Here is a 23,808-nt window from a genome sequence, read left to right as displayed (position 1 = left end):
AAGAAAAGCGCCTGTTTAAAAAACGCCGGCGCTTCCATTTTAGTTAAGTTCTATTGCCTATGTGTTGCTTCAATATTACACTTGCTACAAAAGCCTTAGCTCGCCCGTTTACCCGACGTTTAGTTACAGCGCCAGTCTTCTTTGAAATCGCATAAGCCGTCATCATCTTCGTCTGACGTAAGCTCAATGTTGGTGGTCACCTTTCTTGATACTTCATTTGCGTCATTATCGATTTTCATAGGCTGTTTTTTATCAATAAAACTGAAAATGGTTTTAGCAATATCGGTATTGTCAATTTGCCCCATAAACGACTGATAGCCAGCGCCAAAAGCAAACACTTCAACATCTACACCGGTATGGCCGCCTGTAGTCCACCCTGTATTTGTTTTTGAATCTAGGAAGGTTTTCACCGCCATAAAGCGCGTTTCATCATCTTGATTCGATACACTATTTAACGTGGCTAACTCTTCTTCGCTTAACGAAAGCCCAAGCTTCTGCGCAACATACTCGCCAGGATTTTCTTCATTAGCCATATTCAGCGCTATCGTCATTACTGAGGCAGACATAGACTTAAGGTGTTCAGGGCTCCAGCGGTAATCACCATTTGCGCCAATTGTTAAACCGCCGGTGCTATGATCAGCAGTTAGTACAACCAGTGTATCCGGGTTAGCTTTTACATAGTCGCGCAGATATTCCATGGTTAACGCTAGGTCGTGCATTTCAGCCATGGCAGAAGCGATATCATTCGCGTGGCCTGCCCAATCTACCTGGCTTGCTTCAACTAAAAGGAAAAAGCCGTTGTCGTTTTCTAAGTGCTTGATAGCATGTTGAGTTAAATACTTAAGACGGTTTTTACGCTTATCATCAAGTACCGCAGGTAGCGCCACAGGAGCAAACAGGCCAAGTACATTACTTCCTGCTGGTACCGACGCCAAGCGGTTGTATGAATCGGCATATTCGTAGCCCTCATCAATGAACTGCGCCAAAATATCTCTGTCTTCACGTTCAAAGTAAGAAGTGCCACCACCTAACATTACATCTGCCACGAACTCGCCGTTTGCGCGCACATCAAAGAAATCTTCAGCAATTTCGTTGTAGTTCTTACGGCTTTCGTTGTGCGCAATGTATGATGCTGGTGTTGCGTGAACAATTTGAGATGTAACCGCCAAACCAGTTCGCATACCTTTGCTCTTAGCATGGTACATCACCGAGTTTACCGGCTGCTTATTAACGTCTACACCTATTGCACCATTGTATGACTTCACGCCGGTAGCAAGTGCTGTTGCAGCAGCGGCTGAGTCGGTGACATAACCCGATACACGAGCGGGGTAAGTCGACGCGTTACCCACCAAAATATCGTCAAATACAACCGTCTCTACTTCCGGTGTTGACGGGTCATCTACATAATTACGGTAAGCGGTTGTGTAGGCAGGCCCCATGCCGTCGGCAACAACCATAATGATATTTTTCGGCACGCCTTTGATTTGACTACTGTTTACGTTTGCTGATTCAGTCTTAGATTCAGTGATACCACAGCTTGCAAGAACAGCAATAGACGCACAACTTAGCAATGATGTGCGAACAAATTGTTTAATCATTTAAACTTCCCTGAGTAAGTAAAGATACCTGCTGACGTTATTAGCCGCAGTTACCGCAAAATCGATATTATCGCGAATGATTCATTAGTGTTTATAAAGCGATAAAAGGTAATAGTGTAAATCAGGCAGACAATATGCTCAAAGCTTTTGGATAAAATAAGCTTGTGGTGAGATGACCATTTTAGTCACCTCGTCTAATTGAAGGGTTTTTAAGAAAGGAAATCTATTTGCTTTGAGCAGCAAGGTATTCACGCATGCGCTGCTGCGCCACGTCTACAAGCATATCGGGCTGAAATTTAGAGATAAATCTATTACAACCTACTTTTTCAACCATAGCATCGTTGAAACTGCCACTTAATGAGGTGTTTAATGCGATAAACAGGTTGCTCATACGCGGGTCGTTTCGTACTTCTGAGGTAAGCCTATAACCGTCCATTTCCGGCATTTCTGCATCAGTGAACATAAGCAAGATTTCATCGGTAGGTTTTTTACCTTCATCGGCCCACTGTTTTAGTAGCGCCAAGGCTTCTGCGCCGTTCTTTCGCTCAATAATACTGATACCTAACTGCTCTAAGGTGTCTTTAATTTGTTTTCTTGCCGTGCTGGAATCATCAACTATCAACACTTTCTTACCTAAAAAGTGATTAACAATACCTTGATCTAACACTTCTTCGGAGATGGATGTGTCGTAATCGATGATTTCCGCGAGCACTTTTTCGACATCAATTATCTCAACCAGCTCTTGTTTACCCTCAACATTCACCTGAGTTATGGCGGTTAAATAGTTAGACTTACCAATGCCGCTTGGGGGCGGCTGTATGGTACCCCAGGAAGTATTTACGATGTTTTTAACTTCGCCAATAATAAAGCCCTGCACACTTCTATTGTATTCAGTGATAATTACGTTTTTAGCCGTAGCTTCAGTGGCTGCACCGCGCATTTTTATTGCCTGACGCAAGTCTATAATTGGAATAGAGCTGCCGCGGTAGTTCATTACACCTTTGAGGTTGTTGTGGGAGCCAGGCATAATGTTGAGTTTGGGTACGTTAATAACCTCTTTAATTTTAAAGACGTTCATGGCAAAGATGTGGCGGGTTCCAAGCCGAAACATCAAAAGCTCAAGCCTGTTTTCCCCTACAAGCTTGGTTCTCTGATCAACCGACGACAATACACTGTTACTCATAACGCCCACTTTTTCAATTTACAATCAAAGACCTATAGCCGAATCAATACCGTTATATCAATTTAGCCTAGCTACAATAACTTATCGCTAAAGTTACCCCGACCCTCATTACAAAGCTATTACCCTTTTAGCTAATAGACAGCTGAAAAAAGCAACAGAATTAATGCTTTAACAGTAAAACACTCTTCGCAGCAACCTCACGTTTTGTAAGCTTTTATTTGCTAGCGTTTGCGCCTTATCCTAACCACTTTACGCAACTACGTGAAAGCGCGCAGGGTTCAGCTAAATGCACTCGCAAAACATCACTATCAACAAAAGGTAGCTTAAATATAGGCGAACAACTTCAAGTGTGCCTCTTCTAATTACTTTCGCGCACAGTTCTCGTAAGGCTTCTTTCAATTTTTTAGCGGTAAACGACTAGGCTCGTACGCCTCATTTCTTCAAACAACTGAATTATTATTTTCTAAATTTGATAGAAATTCGGTGGCACAACGACTCAAAGAAACATTCACAGAATAAATGACCGTAATGCAAAATATATATTTCTATTATTCGAACTACGGCACTAGGATGAAATGGAATCAACGGGAACGCCCTACAGCGTGAACACAAACAACGTTAAGAATTTTAATTATAGTCGGGAGAGACGCTCATGTCGCAATATCAACAAGACATTGATAACTTCGCCACATTAAAGGCAGCACAAAACGGAGCTTGGGAAGGTATCAACCCAGAGTTCGCTGCACGTATGAAGGTTCAAAACCGTTTCAAAACAGGTTTAGACATTGCTCGCTACACAGCAAGCATCATGCGCAAAGACATGGCTGAATACGACGCAGATTCGTCTCAGTACACACAGTCTCTAGGCTGCTGGCACGGCTTTGTGGGCCAACAGAAAATGCTTTCAGTTAAAAAGCACCAGGGCACAACGAATAAAAGCTATCTATACCTTTCAGGTTGGATGGTAGCAGCACTACGCTCTGAGTTTGGTCCTCTTCCTGACCAATCTATGCACGAGAAAACGTCAGTTTCTGCACTTATCGAAGAGCTATACACTTTCCTTCGCCAAGCTGACGCTCGTGAATTGGGTGACCTTTTCCATAAACTAGACGACGCGAAGAAAAATGGCGGCGATGTTGCTGCTGTTCAAGCTGAAATCGACAACTACGAAACTCACGTAGTTCCAATTATCGCGGATATCGACGCGGGCTTTGGTAACGAAGAAGCAACGTACCTACTTGCAAAGCAAATGATTGAAGCGGGTGCATGCTGTATCCAAATCGAAAACCAGGTATCTGATGCGAAGCAATGTGGTCACCAAGACGGTAAAGTAACCGTGCCTCATGAAGACTTCCTAGCTAAGATCAACGCAGTACGCTATGCATTCCTTGAGCTAGGTGTTGATGAAGGTGTAATCGTCGCTCGTACCGACTCACTAGGTGCTGGCCTTACTCAAAAGATCCCTGTTTCTACTTCAGAAGGAGACCTAGCTGCTCAGTACAATGCATTCCTTAAAACGACTGAAGTTGCAGGCGCAGACGACCTAACTGAAGGTGACCTAGTTCTTAAACAAGGTGGCAAACTTGTTAAGCCTGAGCGCTTACCAAACGGCTTGTTCCGCTTTAAAGACAACACTGGTTTCGACCGTGTAGTACTTGACTGTGTAACGTCACTTAAACACGGCGCTGATCTACTTTGGATTGAGACTGAAAAGCCGCACGTTGGTCAAATTGCTGAAATGGTTAACGCTATTCGCGAGCAAGTTCCAAACGCAAAGCTAGTTTACAACAACTCTCCATCATTCAACTGGACGCTTAACTTCCGTCAGCAAGTATTCGATGCTTGGACAGAAGAAGGTAAAGACGTTTCTGGTTATGACCGCGCGAAACTTATGTCTGCTGACTATGACGACAGCGAACTTGCAGCAGCGGCGGACGAGAAGATTAAGAGCTTCCAAGCTGATGCAGCGCGTGAAGCAGGCATCTTCCACCACCTTATCACGCTACCGACTTATCACACTGCGGCCCTGTCTACAGACAACCTTGCAAAAGGCTACTTCGGTGAAGAAGGTATGCTTGCTTATGTACGCGGTGTGCAGCGTCAAGAAATTCGCCAAGGCCTAGCATGCGTTAAGCACCAGGCAATGGCAGGTTCTGACCTAGGCGATACGCATAAAGAGTACTTCTCTGGTGAAGGTGCACTTAAAGCGTCTGGTGAAGATAACACCATGAACCAGTTCGACGTATAACGCGAACAGGCAATGAGTTAAACGGAAAGCATCCCAACCTTTCCTACAGGGCACCTTAGGGTGCCCTTTTTTCTGCACGCTATTCATTTCATTTATGCTTTTTAGCAAAAATAAAAGAAGCCATATTTTCCACCGCCCCATAATCAAGCCACATACATTATTACTTTCAATAAGTTACAAATAATGCCGTAACAAATTTAAGACTAAACGCTTATCTGACAATCAAATAAAAAAGCTTTATAATAGGCTTGTTTAATAAGGTTTAATAAGAGCATTAGAATAATGAATATAGCGAAGGTCGACCTGAATTTATTAGTTTATTTAGATGTGTTGCTGCGCGAAGGAAGTGTAACCAAAGCTGCAAACCAGCTAAGCATTACTCAGCCAGCAATGAGTAACGGATTAAAACGACTTCGCGATCTGTTTAAAGATCCACTTTTAGTGCGTACCAGCGATGGCATGACTCCCACAAAGCGTGCACTTGAACTGCAGCCGATTATTCGCGATGTGCTAAGTCGATTGGAAAGCTCGATTCAGCCTGAAACTGATTTCGACCCGTTAACCAGCGACAGAACTTTTCGCATTATGACCAGTGACTATGCAGAAAGTACCTTGTTACTTGAACTCGTCGGAAGACTGGCCGAATTAGCGCCTAATATTACCCTTGACCTTATTACACCGAGTGACGTGACGTTTCACGATGTAGAGCAAGGTAAAGTGGATATGGCAATTAACCGCTTCGACGAACTGCCGCTGTCGTTTCACCAAAAAGTTATTTGGTACGACACTTTTAGCTGCGTAATGAGCGCAGATCACCCGCTAGTGGAAAAATGCAATCTTGAAGGCTACTTAAATGCTCAGCATATATGGGTGAGTAAAACAGGCTTTGGTGTTGGCGTTGGTATTGACCCGAATGAAGTTCAAAAGTTGGGGTGGGTTGATGCTGAACTGACCAAGATAGGAAAACAACGTGCTATCCGCGTTTTTACTCGCCATTACCACGCGGCCTTGCAAATTGCGAAAAAGCAGAAACTTATTGCTACTTTGCCGAGCAAAGCAGCCCGTTTGTTTAAGCACGACCCAGACGTAGTAATTAAAGAGCCGCCTTTTGACATACCACCTATTGCACTAAAAATGGCGTGGAGTGCCCTACTTCATCACGATGCAGGTCATATTTGGTTGCGTCGATTGATAAGCGATGTGGCTAGTGAAATGAATGCGGGCTAAACATTCACAAGAAATATGGCAAAAATACAAACCATAAATTAAAAAACTATCTCTATACACACTACACTGGGTTAACAGAAAAATGTATAGAGGTAGTTATGCAAGGATATATTACTAGAGGCCGACTACAGGTTGCCGCAGAACTCGACAAATTTATCAATGAACAAGCGCTTCCTGGCACAGGCGTAGAACAAAACACCTTCTGGCAAGGTGCAGAAACCCTCTTCGAAAAATTTATTCCTCAAAATCGAGCGTTATTAGAAAAACGCGAACAGCTTCAGCGCGCTATCGACGACTACCACAAAGCTGGTAATCCGGTAAATGGAAATGAATATACCGACTTTCTAAAAAGCATTGGTTACCTTGTGGAGCAACCATCGCAAGTAAGCGCACAAACACAAAATGTAGACGCTGAAATTGCAACTATGGCTGGGCCACAGTTAGTAGTGCCAATCAATAATGCTCGCTATGCGCTTAACGCGGTAAACGCGCGCTGGGGAAGCCTTTATGACGCATTATACGGCACTGATGTTATTAGCAATGACGGTGGCGCCGAGCCTGGCAAAAGCTATAACCCCGTACGCGGTGCTAAAGTAGTTGCGAAAGCCAAAGACTACTTAGATAGTATGATACCGCTCGCGAAAGGCAGCCATGCTGATGTCACTGAATACAAAATCGAATCGGGCAAACTGGTTATTACCCTTACTGATGGCGATGAGACTACCCTTGCAAATACTGAACAATGGCAAGGATATCAGGGAGACATTAGCGCGCCTTCCAGCTTGCTATTTGCCCACAACGGCCTGCATTTTGAAATTCAGCTAGACCCGACTCATCCTATTGGCGAGAGCGATGCTGCAAACGTTAAAGACGTATTGGTTGAAGCGGCCCTGACTACTATTATGGACTGCGAAGATTCCGTTGCCGCCGTTGATGCTGAAGACAAAACTCTAGTGTACAGCAACTGGTTAGGCTTGATGAAAGGCACCCTAAGTATCGAGATGACAAAGGGCGGCAAGCAACTTGTTCGCGCGATGCATGACGATAGATGCTATCAGCCATCTAAACACGCTTCACAAGACGAGTTAAAAAGCGGCGAGCTAGTGCTGTCTGGTCGAAGCCTTATGTTTGTTAGAAACGTAGGTCATCTTATGACTAACAATGCGATGCTCTTTGATGGCGAAGAAGTGCCAGAGGGCATTATGGATGGTTTAGTCACTTCACTTATCGCAAAGCATGATCTATTAGGCAACAGTAAATTTAAAAACAGCCGTGAAGGCAGTATTTATATTGTTAAACCTAAAATGCATGGGCCGGAAGAAGTTGCATTCTCTAACGCATTATTTGGTGCTATCGAAACAATTATCGATGTTCCAGCCAACACCCTTAAAATGGGTATTATGGATGAAGAGCGTCGCACGAGCATTAACCTTCAAGCGTGTATTGCTGAAGCCACTTCACGGGTTGTATTCATCAATACCGGTTTCTTAGACAGAACTGGCGATGAAATTCATACCTCGATGCTAGCCGGGCCTTTTGCAGAAAAAGCTGCCCTTAAGTCGATGGCATGGATTAAAGCTTATGAAACCGCGAACGTAGCCGTAGGCCTTCGTTGTGGTCTTTCTGGCAAAGCACAAATCGGTAAAGGCATGTGGCCAATTCCTGATGAAATGCAAAATATGATGACCGCCAAAATAGGCCACCCTAAAGCTGGCGCTAATACTGCGTGGGTACCTTCTCCTACTGCAGCAACACTGCACGCCCTTCATTACCATGATGTAAATGTGTTTGACGTTCAGAAGTCACTAGATGAAAACTTTGATGGCCTTGCTGACATACTTACCATTCCATTGCTAGAAGACGCCTCTACGCTAACGCGTGAAAGCATTAAGCGTGAAATCGACAACAATGTTCAGGGTATCTTGGGTTATGTAGTACGCTGGGTACACCAAGGTGTTGGCTGCTCGAAGGTGCCTGATATCAACGATGTAGGCTTGATGGAAGACCGTGCGACCTTACGTATTTCATCGCAGCATATCGCGAACTGGTTAGAGCACGGCATCGTAAGTGTAGATCAGGTAAAAGAGTCTTTGTCTCGAATGGCAGTGTTAGTAGATGAGCAAAATGCGGGGGACCCCGAGTATATTCCGATGGCACCTGATTTAGACAGCTCAATCGGCTTCTTAGCTGCAAGCGACCTTATCTTCAAAGGTAAAGAACAACCTAGTGGTTACACCGAACCTTTGCTGCACGCACGTCGCCGCGAGATGAAAGCGAAGCTTGCTGCGAGTTAATTTCAAACGTGTATTTATTGGTTGAACCCTCAAGTTTATAACCTCGACCGTAAAGCACGTTGGAAACTCAACCTTATAAAAACTAGGCTCACTTTTGTTAATCTCTAAGTGAGCCTTTTTATGTATCGTTCCCATGATGACCAATCATTTGTACTTTGTGATCTGCCAGTTGAACTCACTTGTAAAAGTACTGAGCATCGCATTATGTAGCAATATCGCAACACCTTAGACTAAAGATATCGCTCTTCTTCCTTTTCAAACTTTACTGATAGTGCGCCATTAAACTACGCTTTTACTGTGAGGCACTGCGTTTCGTTTTACCGCTCAATTAAAAACCTTGTTCGCGAGCCTCCCTAGTTTGGAGTATGCACATGCAAATAGCCTCGGCGGCGATACCGAATAAACTTTTACATGCGAACGTAACACAAATAGTTCCAATCTTTTCTGGTGGAGGTACGCGCTTAAGCGCCCATATCGGCATCATAAAAGCGCTGCACGATATGAATGTTGTCTTCGATACCTTGGTAGGTGTATCTGGCGGCTCAATTATCGCGTCTCTTTATGCCAAAGGGTACACTGTCGAGCAAATGCGAGAGCTAGCACTAGTTACCGATTTCAAGCAATTCACTGAGTTTTCACTGATAAGGTTACTTCGAGAAGGTGGGCTGTCGTCTGGCGACGTATTTCAACGATGGATTGACGAACAACTAGAGGGTGCAGTGTTTGCAGACCTCCCCCTTGACCTACATATACTCGCTACCGATGTGAACGGCGGCGGGCCAGTTCTATTTAATAAGCACACTTCCCCTGATATGAAAGTATCAGAAGCAGTGCGGTACTCTATGTCGATTCCGCTTATCTTTTCATTTAAGCCCTTTAAAGAGCACTTATTAGTAGATGGGGCGATATTGTCTGAGGATGCGCTGTTTGAAGACTGGCGAGGTGATGGCACACCATCCGTGTGCTTCAGGCTACAAAGCACCAATCAAAAACGTAAAGCCATTAAAAAGAACCTTCTTCAATTACCCCAATACGTCAGCATGCTTATTCGTACATTTATGACAGCAATATCTAGGGAGTACGTCAATGCCAAGTATTGGCACAATACGGTGGTGGTGAATACCGGTGAAATATCTGCGGTGGACTTCTCGCTTACGCCTGAAATTAAAAACACACTTTTTGAGCTTGGTTATTCAACCACAAAAGAATTTTTGCCCAAAAAGTGTGCGGGATTTATGAGAGACAGTGCAATTTAACTGCTTTTTAGATAACGCTTAACGTTCTAAGTCTTACACCTTGTAAAAGTCACGATACCAATCAACAAAGGCTTTTACGCCTGTCTCGACATCGGTAGACGGTTGGTACCCAGTATCTTCAACCAGCGACGACACATCAGCATAGGTGTCAGGCACATCGCCCGGCTGCATAGGAAGCAGCTCTTTCTTAGCCTCGATACCCAGTGCACTTTCCAGCGTTTCAATGAACTTCAAAAGGTGAACAGGCGTTTGCGCACCAATGTTATACACCTTATAAGGCGCCTTACTGGTGCTAGGGTCTGGATTGCCGCCGTCCCAACTTTCGTTAGGCTTGGCCACATTATCCAGTGAGCGGATTACGCCCTCAACGATATCATCAATATAGGTAAAGTCACGACGGTGGTTACCGTAGTTGTAGACCTGAATTGTTTCACCTTCCAAAATAGCTTTTGTGAACTTGAACAGCGCCATATCTGGACGACCCCAAGGACCGTAAACGGTGAAAAAGCGCAGCCCTGTTGTAGGCAAGTTATACAGGTGGCTATAAGTGTGCGCCATTAGCTCGTTCGCTTTTTTAGAAGCGGCATACAAGCTAACTTGGTGATCGACATTGTGCTGCTCTGAAAACGGCATAGTTTCATTAGCGCCGTAGACCGAGCTAGATGATGCATACACCAAATGCTCAACGTTATTATGACGACACCCTTCTAAGATATTCACAAAACCGACAATATTCGAGTCGACGTAAGCGTTAGGGTTTTCAAGAGAATAACGCACGCCTGCTTGCGCTGCTAAGTGCACTACCCTGTCGAACTTATGTTCTTCAAAAAGCGCTGCCATCTTATCGCGTTCTTCTACCCCCATTTCAACGAATGAAAACAGTTCTGCAGCAGATGATGATTTAATTTCATCTAAGCGGGCGTGCTTTAGATTTACATCGTAATAATCGTTTATGTTGTCAATCCCGACAACTTGGTCACCACGATTGATAAGGTATTGCGATACAGCTGCGCCGATAAAACCAGCTGCTCCGGTGACTAAGATTTTCATTTATTAATCCTGTTTATTTACTATCCATTTTTGATAAAGCACGTTTCAATAAGGCATTAACATACTTAACAGGTATCGCATAAGATATACCAGAGGGATTTGATAAAGCACTTTCTTTGCCGTCTTTAACATACACTTTATTAATGACAGCAATAATCTCGCCAGTTTTAATATTAACAACTGGGCTCCCTGAATTACCTGGAAAAGCAGTAACATCTAATTGATAAATAAGGCCTGGTTTTTGTAACCTCTCAAGCTGAACGTTTGAGAGTACTCTTGTATCACTGACAGGCAAAAAGTCAGGAGTAATTGTCGCAATAATCCCTTTGTGAACAGCTGGGTATAAGCCTAAAGCACCACCTAGAGGATAACCGAATATTGCAACATCTGTCCCTGGCAGTTCCAATGCTTCCTCGGCTAGCGCGAGTGGTTCCAGCCTATCTTTAACCGCGAAAAGCGCTAAGTCATGCTCAATATCAATTTCTAACAGCTCAATTTTTTGAAAAGAGAACCCATCCGAAGATGGGAGCATCGCTACATAATATTCAACTATTGTAGGATCCAATTCTTGTCCCACAACGTGGTAGTTTGTAATAACATAGTTTCCATTGTGTATTACAAACCCGGTTCCCTTTATGGAAGGAGCCTTGCTTTTTATAGGACTATAAAGCGCAATAGCAACAGTAGATTTTGTAGCTCGTTTAGTCAGTGTTACGAGATCTTCTGCTACCGCTGGTGTCGCGAAAAAGAATAAAGATAGAAGCAAGGTAACAAAACTTGTTGTTTTAAAGCTATTTTCTGTAAACATATAGACGTATATTGTTAAAAAGAATAGTTGTAAGCAAGAGAATTAGGTTAACTATAAAGCGCTACCAGTATGATAAAAAAATAATACGTTCATGAACGTATTTTTACAAACTATACTTACTTATAGCCAAACAAAACATAAAAACATTATTGCCAAGTAAGCAACAATGCCCGTAGTCTCTGAGACAGGTAGAAAGCGTTATGCAAAAAGGAAAGTTGGTTCAAAAGGTACAAAACATTTTTGGTGCCAATAGTCGGGTTACTAAAGCACTTAAAGGATATCAAAAACTACAAGAAGTTAAGGAAATTTCTCATCATTTTTCTTCTTATCTTGAAACAAAAATAGCAGATACCGCAGCGCTTAAAAATGAATCTTATAAAATGCGCTATCAAGTTTATTGTAATGAAGAAGGATTCGAGCCCCCTAACGAATTGCAAATCGAAAGAGATGAGTTCGATGACTATTCAGTTTGCTGTTTAATTGAACATATTCAAACCGAGCGGTTTGCAGGTACTGTACGGGTGGTCAGGCCGAAAAAAGACGATCAACTTCTTCCTATTGAGAAATTTTGTAGTAGTTCTATTGCAGATAGTAATTTGCGTCCGAGCAATTTTCCTCGGCAAGAGATATGCGAAATTTCACGTTTAGCTGTGCCAAACGAATTTCGTAGAAGAAGCATGGATAAGTTCGATGGTGCCGCAATAGGTGCAATAAACCCTATAAGTTACTCTGAAACTGAATTACGCTGCTTTCCATTTATCGCTATCGGATTATATCTTGCTGCCGCTGCGGTATCCATAAACTCTGACGTGAAACACGCTTATGTTATGATGGAGCCAAGACTTGCTCGGTCTATGAGGTTCATAGGTATTCGGTTTGAACAGATTGGCCCTATCGTAGATTACCACGGGAAAAGAGCGGCTTATCACATTACACCTGAAATGCTGCATAAGAATCTTCCGAAAGGTTTCACTATAATGTATAGGCATATCAAACACACTCTCAAGACTCAACAATCCGTACTTCTTAAAAGTCATTTAAGGTGACGTTAATCCTTTATGTCAGCTTTGTTTACAACGCAAAAGCAACCGAAAAATAAAACCATTATAATCAACAACATAAATAATGGCACACAAAGTGCTTTATCTAACTCGACGAATTTGTTTCGCTGCATACATAACGGAGAGCAGAGATGAAAAAGTTACTTTTAGCAACGGCGACAGCTGCAGGTTTAGCGCTTAGTGGACAAGCAGCTGCAACACCATTTTTTTTAGATCTTACTGATGACTCAATTGTAAATCCGCGCGGTTCAATTGACACTTTAGAACTGGCATACGATTCAGTAACAGAAGTTAATACGGCGACTGGTGCACTTGTATCCCGCGGTGGTTTAGGCCTTATCGGTTATACATTTAACGGCTCAAACGCTGGGTTTGATAACTTAGAATCACTAGTACTTAACGATGAAGGTAACTTCACTAATACTTTCACTTATGACCCTAGTCCAAACAACATAGGTCAAGACGGAAGTGCTTACCCGACGATTATAACCACAGCCCTTACGTTTGACTTTGAACTGGACGGGTTTCTTAATGCAGACGGCGACACTGTTACGTATACTGGTGGTGTACTAGACATCTACTCGTACCAGTACAGCTATGAGTTCGGCTCACCGGAAAACGTTACTATCCTTGGAAATGAGGAACTGTTAGTTGAAAGTGATTTTTTAGCTAGTTCTATCAATCCTGGTGAACAGATAATTGAATCATTAATTACTGAAGTGAGTTTGACTCCAGCTGGCCAAGAAGTGTTTTATTTTAAAGACTCTGCTGGTCAGTTTGTCTCTTTCCAAGAGTACATCAATGCAACACTCACTGACATATTAGTATATGCTTCGCAAACAGTGACTGTAGGCGATCTTGCAAATAATATAGCAAACCCAATCGACTCTGACGGTACAACAGTGCTTGTAAGCGATGATCACTCAATTGCTGTTAAATTCCAAGTGCCTGAGCCTTCAACAGTTGCCGTTCTTGGTCTTGGTTTAATTGGTATGTTCGGTTTCTCTAGACGTAATAAAAAGTAATTACTGTCCTAGACACATTTTGTGTTACAAAAAGCTGCCCAACATTGGCAGCTTTTTTTATGTTCTAGATTCAACAAGCATAGATAATTGTCGTTATAAAATGCCTTCGAACAACTTGTAAATTCTCTGGAATACGTTACCTTAGCAAAGTTAAGCAATAAGGAAGCTAATGTGAAATATTATTCTAAGTTCACTGTTGTATCATTGTTTTGTGTATTAGCCGCATGTACAAATAACTCGCCAGAGAAATTAATGGCTGATGCGACAGACCTGCTAGATAAAGGGCAATTTCAGGAAGCATCGGTAACGCTCAAAAACGTCATCAAAAATAATCCTGGGCTATTGGAAGCTAGAGAAATGCTCGGGTTCACGTATCTCTATCAGGGTCACTACCTAGCTGCACAAAAGGAGTTTGAACGCGCAGAAAGTAAGCTAAGCGACGAGGGAAAAGTCGCGCTGGCAGAAGCATATTTGTGGCTTGAAGAGTATGAAAGTATTCGAGACTTAGAGGCTTCAACTGAGAGCGATATAAAAGATACATTGAAACTATATAAAGCTATTGCCTTGTATCGTACCAGCAGTCCCTCTAAAGCGAATATTGTTTTCCGTGAAATAACTTCATCTTCCAACGTTGATATTGCCTCGATTGCTAGGGCCTATTTGTTAACTATTAATGACGACGCTCAACCTGCTTTAAAAGAATTAAATAAGATAAATGAAGCTGTAAATCGGTCTCCCATAGCGCTTCAATTAAAGTTCACGCTCGAAACCTTTGCAAATGACTGGCCTGAAGCGGTAAGTACTGCAAAGCAATGGTTAGACTTAAGACCAGCCGATTATAAAATAAAAACACAACTTGCCACTGCACTTGTAAATGCAGGAAAATTTAAAGACGCCGAGCTTTACGTTAAACAACTATTGCAGTTGAGCCCTGAACAACCCTATTTCAATCAGTTAAATGGCACTATTTTGATTTCTCAAAAGGATTTCAAAGGTGCAACACTTTATCTGGACAAAGCAATTAAAAATGGGCGTTCTAATCAAGTAACAAGACTTTTGGCGGCAGTTGCGCACTATCAACTTGAAAACTATGAGCAAGCTTATCAGAACCTTTCGACAATTGTTGATTCTTTACCTAAAGACCATTATGCGAAGAGGCTCTATACAAGCATTCAATTAAGACTGGGGTATACACAGGACGGTATCAACACTATTAATAGTATACCTGAGCTTGGCCAAGAAGATTTACTCTACATTGTAGAAACATCGAGGCTATTAGTTCAAAAAAATGAATTAAGCGAAGTAAAACGACTAGTAGATAAAATAGACGCTTCCAAAATAGAAGATGGTGAAATGCTCCGTAATATTGGGTTGTTAAAACTTTTCACTGGAGAAAGCGGCATACCCGAATTAGAAAGAAATCTAGATAACTCGTCTGACGATATAAATAGCATCTACCTTTTATTGATTGCTTATATTGAAAATAATGCCTATGAAAAAGCCTATGAATTAATTGAAACACGTTTTGCAGGTAAACAAAATATTATAGGCCGGTTAACCGCAAAAGGTTTTGTACAGCGCTCCGCAGGTGATATGAATGCTGCTCTAGAGACTTATTCGCAACTCAGAGAACTAAAGCCCGAAAACTTTGATGCGATGCTTTTTTTTATTGAGCAGTCAATAAGAGAGAAAAACTTTGAAAACGCTGCATCAAAGCTTGATGATGCACTCGAAGTATATCCACTCAGCACAAGGTTATTGATGCGTTCATTTCAAGTACATCAGCGTATTGGCGACCTTTCACCGTCAATTTCCCAGTTAGAGGCTGCCCAATCACAATCAGAAGAGCCCCAATACGCGCTACTCTATGCAGCCGCACTACTTCTTGATGAACAGTATAAGTTAACCGTCGACTTTCTTAGAAAAAGTGAGATACCACTTGAAAACGTACCAAAATATTGGATGCTTTTAGGCAACGCTTATGCGAAACAAGCAAATTACCATGAAGCACGAAACGCATTTTCGAAGTGGCGTAAGCAAGCCCCTTCTGTGTCATCTTTTGTTCAAAGTATAGAGCTTGAGGAAATAGATAATAATTTTTCAGAGGCTCAACGACTTATAAATGAGGCAAAACGCACACTGGGTAAAAACTCTACTTTAGACCTTCTAGCTACCAGATTGATGCTGTTGGAAGGTAACAATGAAGATGCAAAACAAGCTTACATAGGATTGCCAGAAGCCGCTAAGAACAGTTTCGTCGGTCGCCTTATTAAAGGGCGTCTTGAAATTATTGATGGTAACTATGATTCGGCACTATCAATTCTTGAGCCTCTCTATAATGAAGCGCCGTCAACAGAGCTAGCTTTACTCATATTCTCATCCCTTGAAAAGCTAGGGCAACAAAAACGCGTGATTGCATTTACGCAATCTCATCTAGATAGAGCTGCGAGGGACGTTAAAGTCCGTCTTCTCTTCGCTAACTATTTACTCGAGCGACGTCCAAAATTGGCGATAGAACATTACGACTCTCTTGTTAAAAGTGAAAAAGAAGACAGTCCGCTTGTTTTAAACAATTTAGCTTGGCTTCTGAACGAAGATGGTAAACCCGAGCGAGCATTAAATCACATAGAGAAAGCGAACGAGTTAGTACCTAACAATCCAAACATTCTGTCAACTTACGCGGCTGTTCTATCTTCTTTGTCTAAGCATGAAAAAGCGATACAGAAAGCCAACGATGCGTTTGTGATAAGTAATAAAAATGCCTCTATCGGAATTGATTACGTTAGGATTTTAATAAAAGCAGATAGAAAGAATGAAGCGAAACGTGTAGCTTCCTCTATCATTCCTGTAACGATAGTTCAGGAAACACAACTAAACGAATTGAAACAACAGTTTCAACTTTAGGAATAACTGAGGCTCGACGCTTATGTTTGATTATAACGATGCTTTTTCGAGAAATATTGGCTGGGTAACTGATGAGGAACAGCAAAGACTTAAAAACAGCAAAGTGGCTATCGGTGGCCTCGGTGGAGTAGGTGGCGACCACGCTATAGTTTGCGCTCGCATGGGTATATCTAACTTTAACATTTCAGACCTTGATACCTATGACTACGCAAACTTTAACCGTCAAGCCGGTGCCTTTGTATCTACCGTCGGTAAAGAAAAATCGGTAGTGATGGAAGAAACACTTAAAGATATCAACCCCGATGCAAACGTTGTCAATTTTAAGCAAGGTATAACGCTCGAAAACCTCGATGAATTTCTCGATGGCGTTGATGTCTATATAGATAGTCTAGATATTTTCGCATTAGAGATTCGCAGACATGTGTTTCGACGTTGTTATGAGCTCGGAATCCCAACAATAACTGCTGCACCTATGGGAATGGGTACGGCTATGCTCTGCTTTAAGCCTGGCAAAATGTCATTCGACGAATATTTCGCCATGATTGACGCTCCAGCACAGGCGACCGATGAAGAAAAAGCTCTTTATTTTGAAAATAATATTGTGCGTTTTGTCATAGGTGTATCGCCTTCCGTACAGCAAAGGCATTATTTGGTTCAGAACTCATCCGTGAACTTTATGAAAAAGAAAGTTCCTTCAACGTGCATGGGTATTTCACTCGCCGCCGGAGTATTATGCACAAATGTGCTGAAGCTGCTATTGAACCGAGGGGATGTTGTTTGCGCGCCTAGAGGACTACATTTTGATGCCTACAGAAATAATTTAATAAAAACATGGCGTCCTTGGGGAAATAAAAACCCGCTCCAAAGGTATATGTTCAAAAAGGTTAAACAACTGTTAGATGACAACAAAGAAACTGCGTGATGTCCAAAACGTTAAAATTAATAAAATCAGATTTTGCGAGAAAAAAGCAAATATTCTTGGATGATGGGGCTGACATATCGACGCTGCGCACTCTTCTTACAGATGGCACTAGTGCAAACATACTGTATCGTTTAGCATACCGATGTGCGCAAATAAGACTGCTATCCCCTCTTGCACTAATACTTTCTCATATAAACCGTGTTTATAATGGGTGCGTAATAGGCGTTAATGCCAAATTCGATGAAGGTTTTGTGATTATGCATCCTATTGGGGTTGTCATTAATTCAAAAGTTATTGGTGGCAAAAACATCACTCTCGAAAGTGGTGTGGTGATTGGAGACGAAAAAGGCAAATCGCCGATACTCAACGACGACATTTTTTTTGGAGCTGGAGCCAAGGCATTTGGTGGCATTAACATAGGAAGTAACGTGAAAGTTGGCGCTAATGCTGTGGTAGTGAAGGATGTCCCTTCAAATACAACAGCGTTGGGAATACCAGCAAAAGCTAGATAAATCTCATGAAGTACATAGAATTCTTATTTTGGTTGGCCATCTCCCTCATTCTTTACAGCTACTTATTATATCCGGTTGTACTATATTCTTTCAGCAGAGCATTTTCTAAACGCGAGCAAGTTAAGAAAAACGTGATTACTGGGGGTAATGAATTACCTTCGGTGTCAGTCGTGATATCCGCGTATAATGAAGAAAGCTGTATAGGTGAGCGCATAGAGAACCTGTTAGCTCTTGATTACCCCTATGAAAAAATACAATTTCTCATTGCTTCAGACGGTAGCTCAGACAAAACCGACAGTATAATTAGCAGTTTTCGCGATCCACGTCTTTGCGTTTTTTGTTTTGAAGAAAACCGAGGAAAAATCAATGTACTTAATGATTTGCTTGAGCGTGTTGAAAGTGACATAACCGTATTCTCTGACGCCAATACCATGTTTGCAAGTGATGCTGTTCTAAACTTAGTTACACCTTTTGAAAGTGAGAAAGTTGGTGCCGTATGTGGTGAACTTAACCTTGTGGATGCTTTTTCAGGCGACAATAAAGATGGCATTTATTGGAAATATGAGCAATTTTTGAAAAAACACGAATCTAAAATTGATGCTCTCCTTGGCGCTAACGGTGGGATTTACGCGATTAGAACTTCGCTTTACGAACCATTGCCGGACAACACAATAATAGATGATTTCTGCATTGTGATGAACGTAGCCAAAAGAAAATATCAAATTATCTATAATAAACAGGCGTTGGCGACAGAAGAGATCGCCCCGACCTTGAAGGAAGAAGCAGGCCGACGCATTCGCATAGGCGCAGGTAATTATCAATCATTGTCCCGCTTAACTTGGTTGCTTAATCCACGCTATAAGTGGCGCTGGTTTTCTTATTTAAGCCATAAGGTAATTCGCTGGTTTGTTCCTCATTTAATGATAGTTACCTTGCTTCTCAACATTGTACTCTTGTGGCACACTAATTACTTATATACGGTAATGTTATTTGGACAGCTAGCGTTTTATTCACTATGGATGCTAGGTGAATTGAGAATATTCAAAGACGTTCCAATAGTTGGAAATATTATTAGCCTAATAACATTTTTTGTATCAATGAATATATCCCTTTTCAGAGGTTACATTAAGTTTCTATCCTCTAACCTATCAGCGACATGGCAAAGGACATCTAGATGATCGCGCTTACACTAGCACTTTTAGTATTACTCTCAGTAGCATTCATTGCCATTGTAAAGAAAAAGAAAATGCAGAGTTGGCTTTGGAATTACACGAAAAGCCAATTTACACAAAAGCCTACTGTAAGTGGTACGCAGCATGTCATGTTTTGCTTCGTAGACCACTATGAGCCTCAGTGGAAAAATAAAGATAACATTGAATTGGAGCGGCAACGTGTGGACCGCTGGATGGTTGATTACCCAAAAATGGCCTCGCAGTTTCGTGATGCTGATGGAAACCATCCAAAGCACAGCTTTTTCTTTCCGGAAGAAGAGTATCGAAAAGAGCATTTAGATAAAATTTCCGATTTATGCGCTAAGGGTTTTGGCGAGATAGAAATACACCTACATCACGAAGATGATACTAGCGATAACTTAAGAAAAACCCTCTCAGGCTTCGCCCAATGCCTTCACGAAGAACATAACGCATTAAGTGTTGACCCAGAGACAGGCAAACCTGTTTACGCCTTTATACATGGAAACTGGGTGTTAGATAACTCTCACCCTGAAGGAAAATGGTGCGGTGTAAACGATGAGCTTATTGTACTTCGAGAAACCGGGTGTTATGCCGATTTCACGTTTCCATCCCCCGATGAATCGCAACCCGCTATGTTAAATACCATTTACTATGCGAAAGACGATCCAGAGAAACCGAAGTCGTATGAAACCGGACGACCTATCGTAAAGGGTGGCAAGGCTTGGGGTGACCTACTGCTTATTCAAGGGATTTTGGGTTTAAATTGGAAAGTGCGAAAGAAAGGAATTTTCCCTCAAATCGAAAACTCAGATGTTAGAAAAACGTTTCCTCCGACACCCAATCGCGTTGATTTGTGGGTCGATCAAGCTATTCATGTCGAAGGAAAACCTGAATGGATATTTATAAAAGTACACACCCACGGAGCTCAGGATGGCGATATGGACACATTACTTGGCGAGCCTGTGAAGGAAATGCATAGACATTTAACCTCGAAATATAACGATGGAAAGAATTACGCACTACATTACGTTTCTGCTAGAGAAATGTATAACATCATAAAGGCAGCTGAAGCTGGGGAAGAAGGCAACCCGAACCGTTTCCGAGATTACGTGCTTGCCCCCCCAGCGTTTAAAAAGCTAGCGTAGCATGTTGTCAAAAATAAAAATGAAAGCAGGGCGTATACTAGGCCTAGATGGTTTGTCGTGGCGCACAGCTCCTAACGGCCTTTACAGCGTAAACTTTCATCGGATAGGTAATCGTAAAGATACGGAATTTGATCCGTGTGTATATTCGTGCACGTCTGAAGAGCTTGATGCCCATATAAAATTTTTTAAACAAAATTTTGATATTATTAGTCTTAAGTCATTAACCGAGTTGTTATTGAACAATAAGAAGCCAAAATCTAAGCTATTGTGCTTAACATTTGATGACGGTTATATTGATAATTTTAGTAATGCCTTACCTGTGCTTCGTAATAACAATGTGTCAGCCACTTTTTTCATTGCAACGGGCCTAGTAGGAAGCCGTCACGTACCGTGGTGGGACAAAGTGGCCTACCTTATTAAGCGTCACACGCCTAATCGAGTGCATCTTGATGCGTGGTCAAATGAGGTAATATTTGAAAATAGTCAAGAACGTTTTATTCGAGCCGTACTACAAGCTGTCAAAAACTGTAAACTACCCGCCCAAAAACAAATTAGTCAGCTTGAGCAAACGTTACATCATCAAGACGGCTACCCTCGTGCAGAATTTATGGATTGGCATCATTTAAATACGTTAGTCGAATCTGGAATGGAGCTCGGTGCTCATTCACACAATCACGATATATTAACTAAGCTTTCAGAAGATGAGCTATTTTATGAGTTAAGTCACTCAAAAGCTCTGCTTGAGAGCAATTTAGGGTGCGACATTTCAGCTTTTTCTTATCCTGTAGGGAGTAAGGCGACCTATGATAAAAGGGTAATAGAAGGGTTAAAAGATACCGGTTACGAACTCGCATTTAATTTTCAACCTGGCATAAATACAATCCCAAGTACTAACCCATATGATCTCCATCGATTCCCCATCGCTCCTGACATGTCTACCGAAGATATAAAGCGCATGTTTAGTTACGCAAAGAGGTATTAACATGCGTATTTTACACTGCGTAAGCAGTTTGAAAGTTGGTGGTGCGGAAAAATGTGTTAAGAACCTAGTTAAGGTACAAAGTCAAAAAGGCCTCGATGTCAAAGTTCTATCATTTGGTGATAAAAGCGACGCGTTTCAACATGACATAGAATCGCTTGGCGTTGAGGTTATCAATGTTAAAGGAAATATTATTACGCGCCTTATAAAGGCTTCACGTTATTTAGTCGGCTTTTCCACAGTTCATATCCACTCCCCGGCGGTGATTAAAGCCTTTGCACCTATTTTTCCCATTCTACTCTTTAAAAAAGTGATTTATACGATCCACGGCGAAGTTGAACCTCCTATTGGATTTGTAAAGGGTTCTCACAAACTGGCACAGCTTTATATCGACAAAGTCTTTGGTGTTTCTGAGAGCATTAGAAAGGGGATTTACAAACGTTATAAGTGGAAGCCACAAGACGTTATCGTCATCAGTAATGGCGTTTATTGCCCCCCTGTTCCACAAAATATCGCAGATCAGCCAATCTTAAATTTATGTACTGTGTGTCGACTTGTGCCACTTAAAAACATTGCGCAATTGGTAGAAGCCTTCGCTCGGTATGAGCTTAGACAGTTTGCAAGGTTAAATGTGTTTGGGAACGGGCCTGAGCGAAGTGCTATAGAGCATCTCATCACGAAATACGCATTACACGATTCCGTAACACTGCACGGTGAAGTGTTAGACGAAGATGCCATTTATGAGCGTCAGGATATTCTATTAATTAACTCAACCACTGAAGGATTACCTATGTCTTTGCTAGAGGCTATGGCACGGGGCATTCCTGCGATATCTACTTCCGTTGGTCAAATTCCTCGCCTTATTCAACATGGGAAAAATGGGTTTATTTACAATGTTGATGATATTGAGTCTTGGCATGCACTGCTACTTTCGCAAATACATAATCGAGACAGCTTAAGACACGTTGGGCTGAGCGCATATGAATTTGTTAATCAGAATTACGCCATTAATGATGTATCCTCGATTTATGAAGCAGCATATCGATAATGAAAAAATCTATTCTTTTCTTCACTAACCTGCACCCTCTTCCATGGCAACCAGCTAGAGCGACATACAACTTTGAGGAAATTAGGCACCTGAAAGCACATGCCGATGTTAAGGTTCTGATGCCTGTCCCTTGGTTTACCTATTTCAAGCAGGTTTTGATTAACGGTCACAGAAGTCCTGAAGGCTTTTGTTTATTTCCGTTTTTCTATATTCCTAAAGTCCTCACTTCTTTACACCCTCTCTTCTTGCTGTTGTCGCTTGTTATTTGTGTAAAACCTTTGGTTTGGTTAGCTAAGAGTAAAAATGTAATAGCTAGTTGGGCTTATGCAGAAGCTGTTGTTGCTGCGTTAGGAAAAAGCGTTTTTAAATACAAACTCATCATTGAATGCTTAGGCAGTGATGTTAATGCCCTGATGCAGCAGCCTTTGCACAAAAAACAGATGCGCTGGGCGTTTAAAAAGAGCACTGCGGTGACGACAAAAAGCAAAGCACTCGCTAAAGCAGTAAAAAAACACGTACCAGAGATAAACCCTCACGTTATATATAACGGAGTCGATTTTGACATATTTACGCTCAGAGAGACCACACCGTTTTCTAGCGAAACGCAGCGGCTTCTATTCGTTGGTTCTCTTATCCCTACTAAGGGGGTTTTTGAGCTTATTGAAGGTTTTGAAAAAACGATAGTTAATGGCCAAAAGATAACTTTGCGTATTGCAGGAGAAGGTGGCAGTAAAGACGCACTTCAAAAGTTGATAAGCGCTAAGTCTCTTGAGCACGCTGTGACACTACTCGGTGCCATACCTCACAAATCACTTGTGGACGAGCTTCACTACTCAGACGCCCTCATACTGCCAAGTTATAGAGAAGGGGTTCCTAACGTAATCATGGAAGCTCTTGCGACGGGAACGCCGGTTATCGCAACCGACGTTGGCGGTATAGCTGAAGTACTCACTCCAAATGTTGGAGGTGTACTAATAAAGCCGCAAAGCGCGGATGCAGTTGCAGAGGCAATTAATAATATAGCAGATAGCCCATGGGATTCAGTAAGGATTAACGCGTCAGTTTCAGATTATACATGGCAGAACTCAGCTAAAGAAATTGTAACACTGTTGTAGGTATCAAAACTAAGATAGAGGGGCCAAGCTATGAATAAGGCATGTCAATATATCTCGAACTCATCCGAGTTATCGCGACTTTATTGGTACTTTTATCTCATGCAAGTGAATTCGACTTCAAGTCATGTTTTCTGAACTAAGATTAGGAAAGCGTGTTTTTATTACCCTCTATTTTTGACCTTTAACTCACAATCTTGGTTGGGCTTTATTTTTCCTGCCGGGAACTTTCCATATTGATCA

The 23,808-nt window shown here is 41.9% G+C and carries 18 protein-coding genes; 14 read left to right on the top strand and 4 right to left on the bottom strand.

The annotated features are described in order from the left end of the window. Positions 1-119 precede the first annotated feature (119 nt). The gene (locus ACYTPF_RS07130) at positions 120-1,598 is read right to left on the bottom strand and encodes an alkaline phosphatase (protein WP_461851719.1); all 1,479 of its coding nucleotides are present in this window, start codon (positions 1,596-1,598) and stop codon (positions 120-122) included. A gap of 223 nt (positions 1,599-1,821) precedes the next feature. Continuing rightward, on the bottom strand, positions 1,822-2,781 hold the full coding sequence (locus tag ACYTPF_RS07125; protein WP_461851718.1) for a chemotaxis protein CheV: 960 nt from the start codon (positions 2,779-2,781) through the stop codon (positions 1,822-1,824). A gap of 652 nt (positions 2,782-3,433) precedes the next feature. Between ACYTPF_RS07125 and ACYTPF_RS07120 the strand changes: the two genes are divergently transcribed. The 4 genes from ACYTPF_RS07120 to ACYTPF_RS07105 all read left to right on the top strand — a co-directional run bounded on the left by ACYTPF_RS07120 (position 3,434) and on the right by ACYTPF_RS07105 (position 9,806). Beyond that, positions 3,434-5,029: an isocitrate lyase gene (locus ACYTPF_RS07120; RefSeq protein WP_461851717.1), complete on the top strand. Its 1,596-nt coding sequence runs from the start codon at positions 3,434-3,436 to the stop codon at positions 5,027-5,029. A 282-nt stretch (positions 5,030-5,311) separates the two neighbouring features. After that, complete coding sequence (locus ACYTPF_RS07115) at positions 5,312-6,256, top strand: LysR family transcriptional regulator (protein WP_136782222.1); 945 nt, start codon at positions 5,312-5,314, stop codon at positions 6,254-6,256. Between the two features lie 98 nt (positions 6,257-6,354). Beyond that, positions 6,355-8,550 (top strand): malate synthase G, encoded by a 2,196-nt coding sequence (locus tag ACYTPF_RS07110; protein WP_461851716.1) that lies wholly within the window; start codon positions 6,355-6,357, stop codon positions 8,548-8,550. A gap of 371 nt (positions 8,551-8,921) precedes the next feature. Next, a complete protein-coding gene (locus ACYTPF_RS07105; RefSeq protein WP_461851715.1) occupies positions 8,922-9,806 on the top strand; it encodes a patatin-like phospholipase family protein in 885 nt (294 codons plus the stop codon). A gap of 33 nt (positions 9,807-9,839) precedes the next feature. Here ACYTPF_RS07105 and ACYTPF_RS07100 read toward each other — a convergent pair whose 3' ends face one another. Together ACYTPF_RS07100 and ACYTPF_RS07095 are read right to left on the bottom strand one after the other, a co-directional pair. Next, complete coding sequence (locus ACYTPF_RS07100) at positions 9,840-10,856, bottom strand: NAD-dependent epimerase (RefSeq protein ID WP_461851714.1); 1,017 nt, start codon at positions 10,854-10,856, stop codon at positions 9,840-9,842. A gap of 13 nt (positions 10,857-10,869) precedes the next feature. Continuing rightward, complete coding sequence (locus tag ACYTPF_RS07095; protein WP_461851713.1) at positions 10,870-11,664, bottom strand: S1 family peptidase; 795 nt, start codon at positions 11,662-11,664, stop codon at positions 10,870-10,872. A gap of 200 nt (positions 11,665-11,864) precedes the next feature. Here ACYTPF_RS07095 and ACYTPF_RS07090 point away from each other — a divergent pair, with 200 nt between their 5' ends. The 10 genes from ACYTPF_RS07090 to ACYTPF_RS07045 all read left to right on the top strand — a co-directional run bounded on the left by ACYTPF_RS07090 (position 11,865) and on the right by ACYTPF_RS07045 (position 23,568). Next, positions 11,865-12,710, top strand: coding sequence for a PEP-CTERM/exosortase system-associated acyltransferase (locus ACYTPF_RS07090; protein ID WP_461851712.1), 846 nt, complete (start codon positions 11,865-11,867; stop codon positions 12,708-12,710). A 146-nt stretch (positions 12,711-12,856) separates the two neighbouring features. Beyond that, positions 12,857-13,750 carry a PEP-CTERM sorting domain-containing protein gene (locus tag ACYTPF_RS07085; protein WP_461851711.1) on the top strand — a complete coding sequence of 298 codons (894 nt, stop codon included), beginning with the start codon at positions 12,857-12,859 and terminating at the stop codon, positions 13,748-13,750. A 171-nt stretch (positions 13,751-13,921) separates the two neighbouring features. Then, entirely contained in the window at positions 13,922-16,654 is a 2,733-nt protein-coding gene (prsT, locus tag ACYTPF_RS07080; protein WP_461851710.1) for an XrtA/PEP-CTERM system TPR-repeat protein PrsT, read from the top strand. A 22-nt stretch (positions 16,655-16,676) separates the two neighbouring features. Then, the gene (locus tag ACYTPF_RS07075; RefSeq protein WP_461851709.1) at positions 16,677-17,576 is read left to right on the top strand and encodes a ThiF family adenylyltransferase; all 900 of its coding nucleotides are present in this window, start codon (positions 16,677-16,679) and stop codon (positions 17,574-17,576) included. Beyond that, positions 17,576-18,088 carry a serine O-acetyltransferase gene (locus ACYTPF_RS07070; RefSeq protein WP_461851708.1) on the top strand — a complete coding sequence of 171 codons (513 nt, stop codon included), beginning with the start codon at positions 17,576-17,578 and terminating at the stop codon, positions 18,086-18,088. The genes ACYTPF_RS07075 and ACYTPF_RS07070 overlap by 1 nt, the downstream gene beginning before the upstream one ends. 5 nt (positions 18,089-18,093) lie before the next feature. Beyond that, the gene (locus tag ACYTPF_RS07065) at positions 18,094-19,266 is read left to right on the top strand and encodes a glycosyltransferase family 2 protein (RefSeq protein WP_179984096.1); all 1,173 of its coding nucleotides are present in this window, start codon (positions 18,094-18,096) and stop codon (positions 19,264-19,266) included. Next, a complete protein-coding gene (locus tag ACYTPF_RS07060; RefSeq protein ID WP_461851707.1) occupies positions 19,263-20,426 on the top strand; it encodes a hypothetical protein in 1,164 nt (387 codons plus the stop codon). The genes ACYTPF_RS07065 and ACYTPF_RS07060 overlap by 4 nt, the downstream gene beginning before the upstream one ends. Position 20,427: 1 nt before the next feature. Continuing rightward, complete coding sequence (locus ACYTPF_RS07055; protein ID WP_461851706.1) at positions 20,428-21,408, top strand: polysaccharide deacetylase family protein; 981 nt, start codon at positions 20,428-20,430, stop codon at positions 21,406-21,408. A gap of 1 nt (position 21,409) precedes the next feature. Beyond that, positions 21,410-22,453 carry a glycosyltransferase family 4 protein gene (locus tag ACYTPF_RS07050; protein WP_461851705.1) on the top strand — a complete coding sequence of 348 codons (1,044 nt, stop codon included), beginning with the start codon at positions 21,410-21,412 and terminating at the stop codon, positions 22,451-22,453. Next, positions 22,453-23,568, top strand: coding sequence for a glycosyltransferase (locus ACYTPF_RS07045; protein ID WP_461851704.1), 1,116 nt, complete (start codon positions 22,453-22,455; stop codon positions 23,566-23,568). The genes ACYTPF_RS07050 and ACYTPF_RS07045 overlap by 1 nt, the downstream gene beginning before the upstream one ends. Positions 23,569-23,808: the final 240 nt, after the last annotated feature.

This window comes from Alteromonas sp. HB246098 (assembly GCF_054890645.1).
Note: the sequence above shows the minus strand (reverse complement) of the source record. Positions and strands in the feature narration are given on the sequence as shown.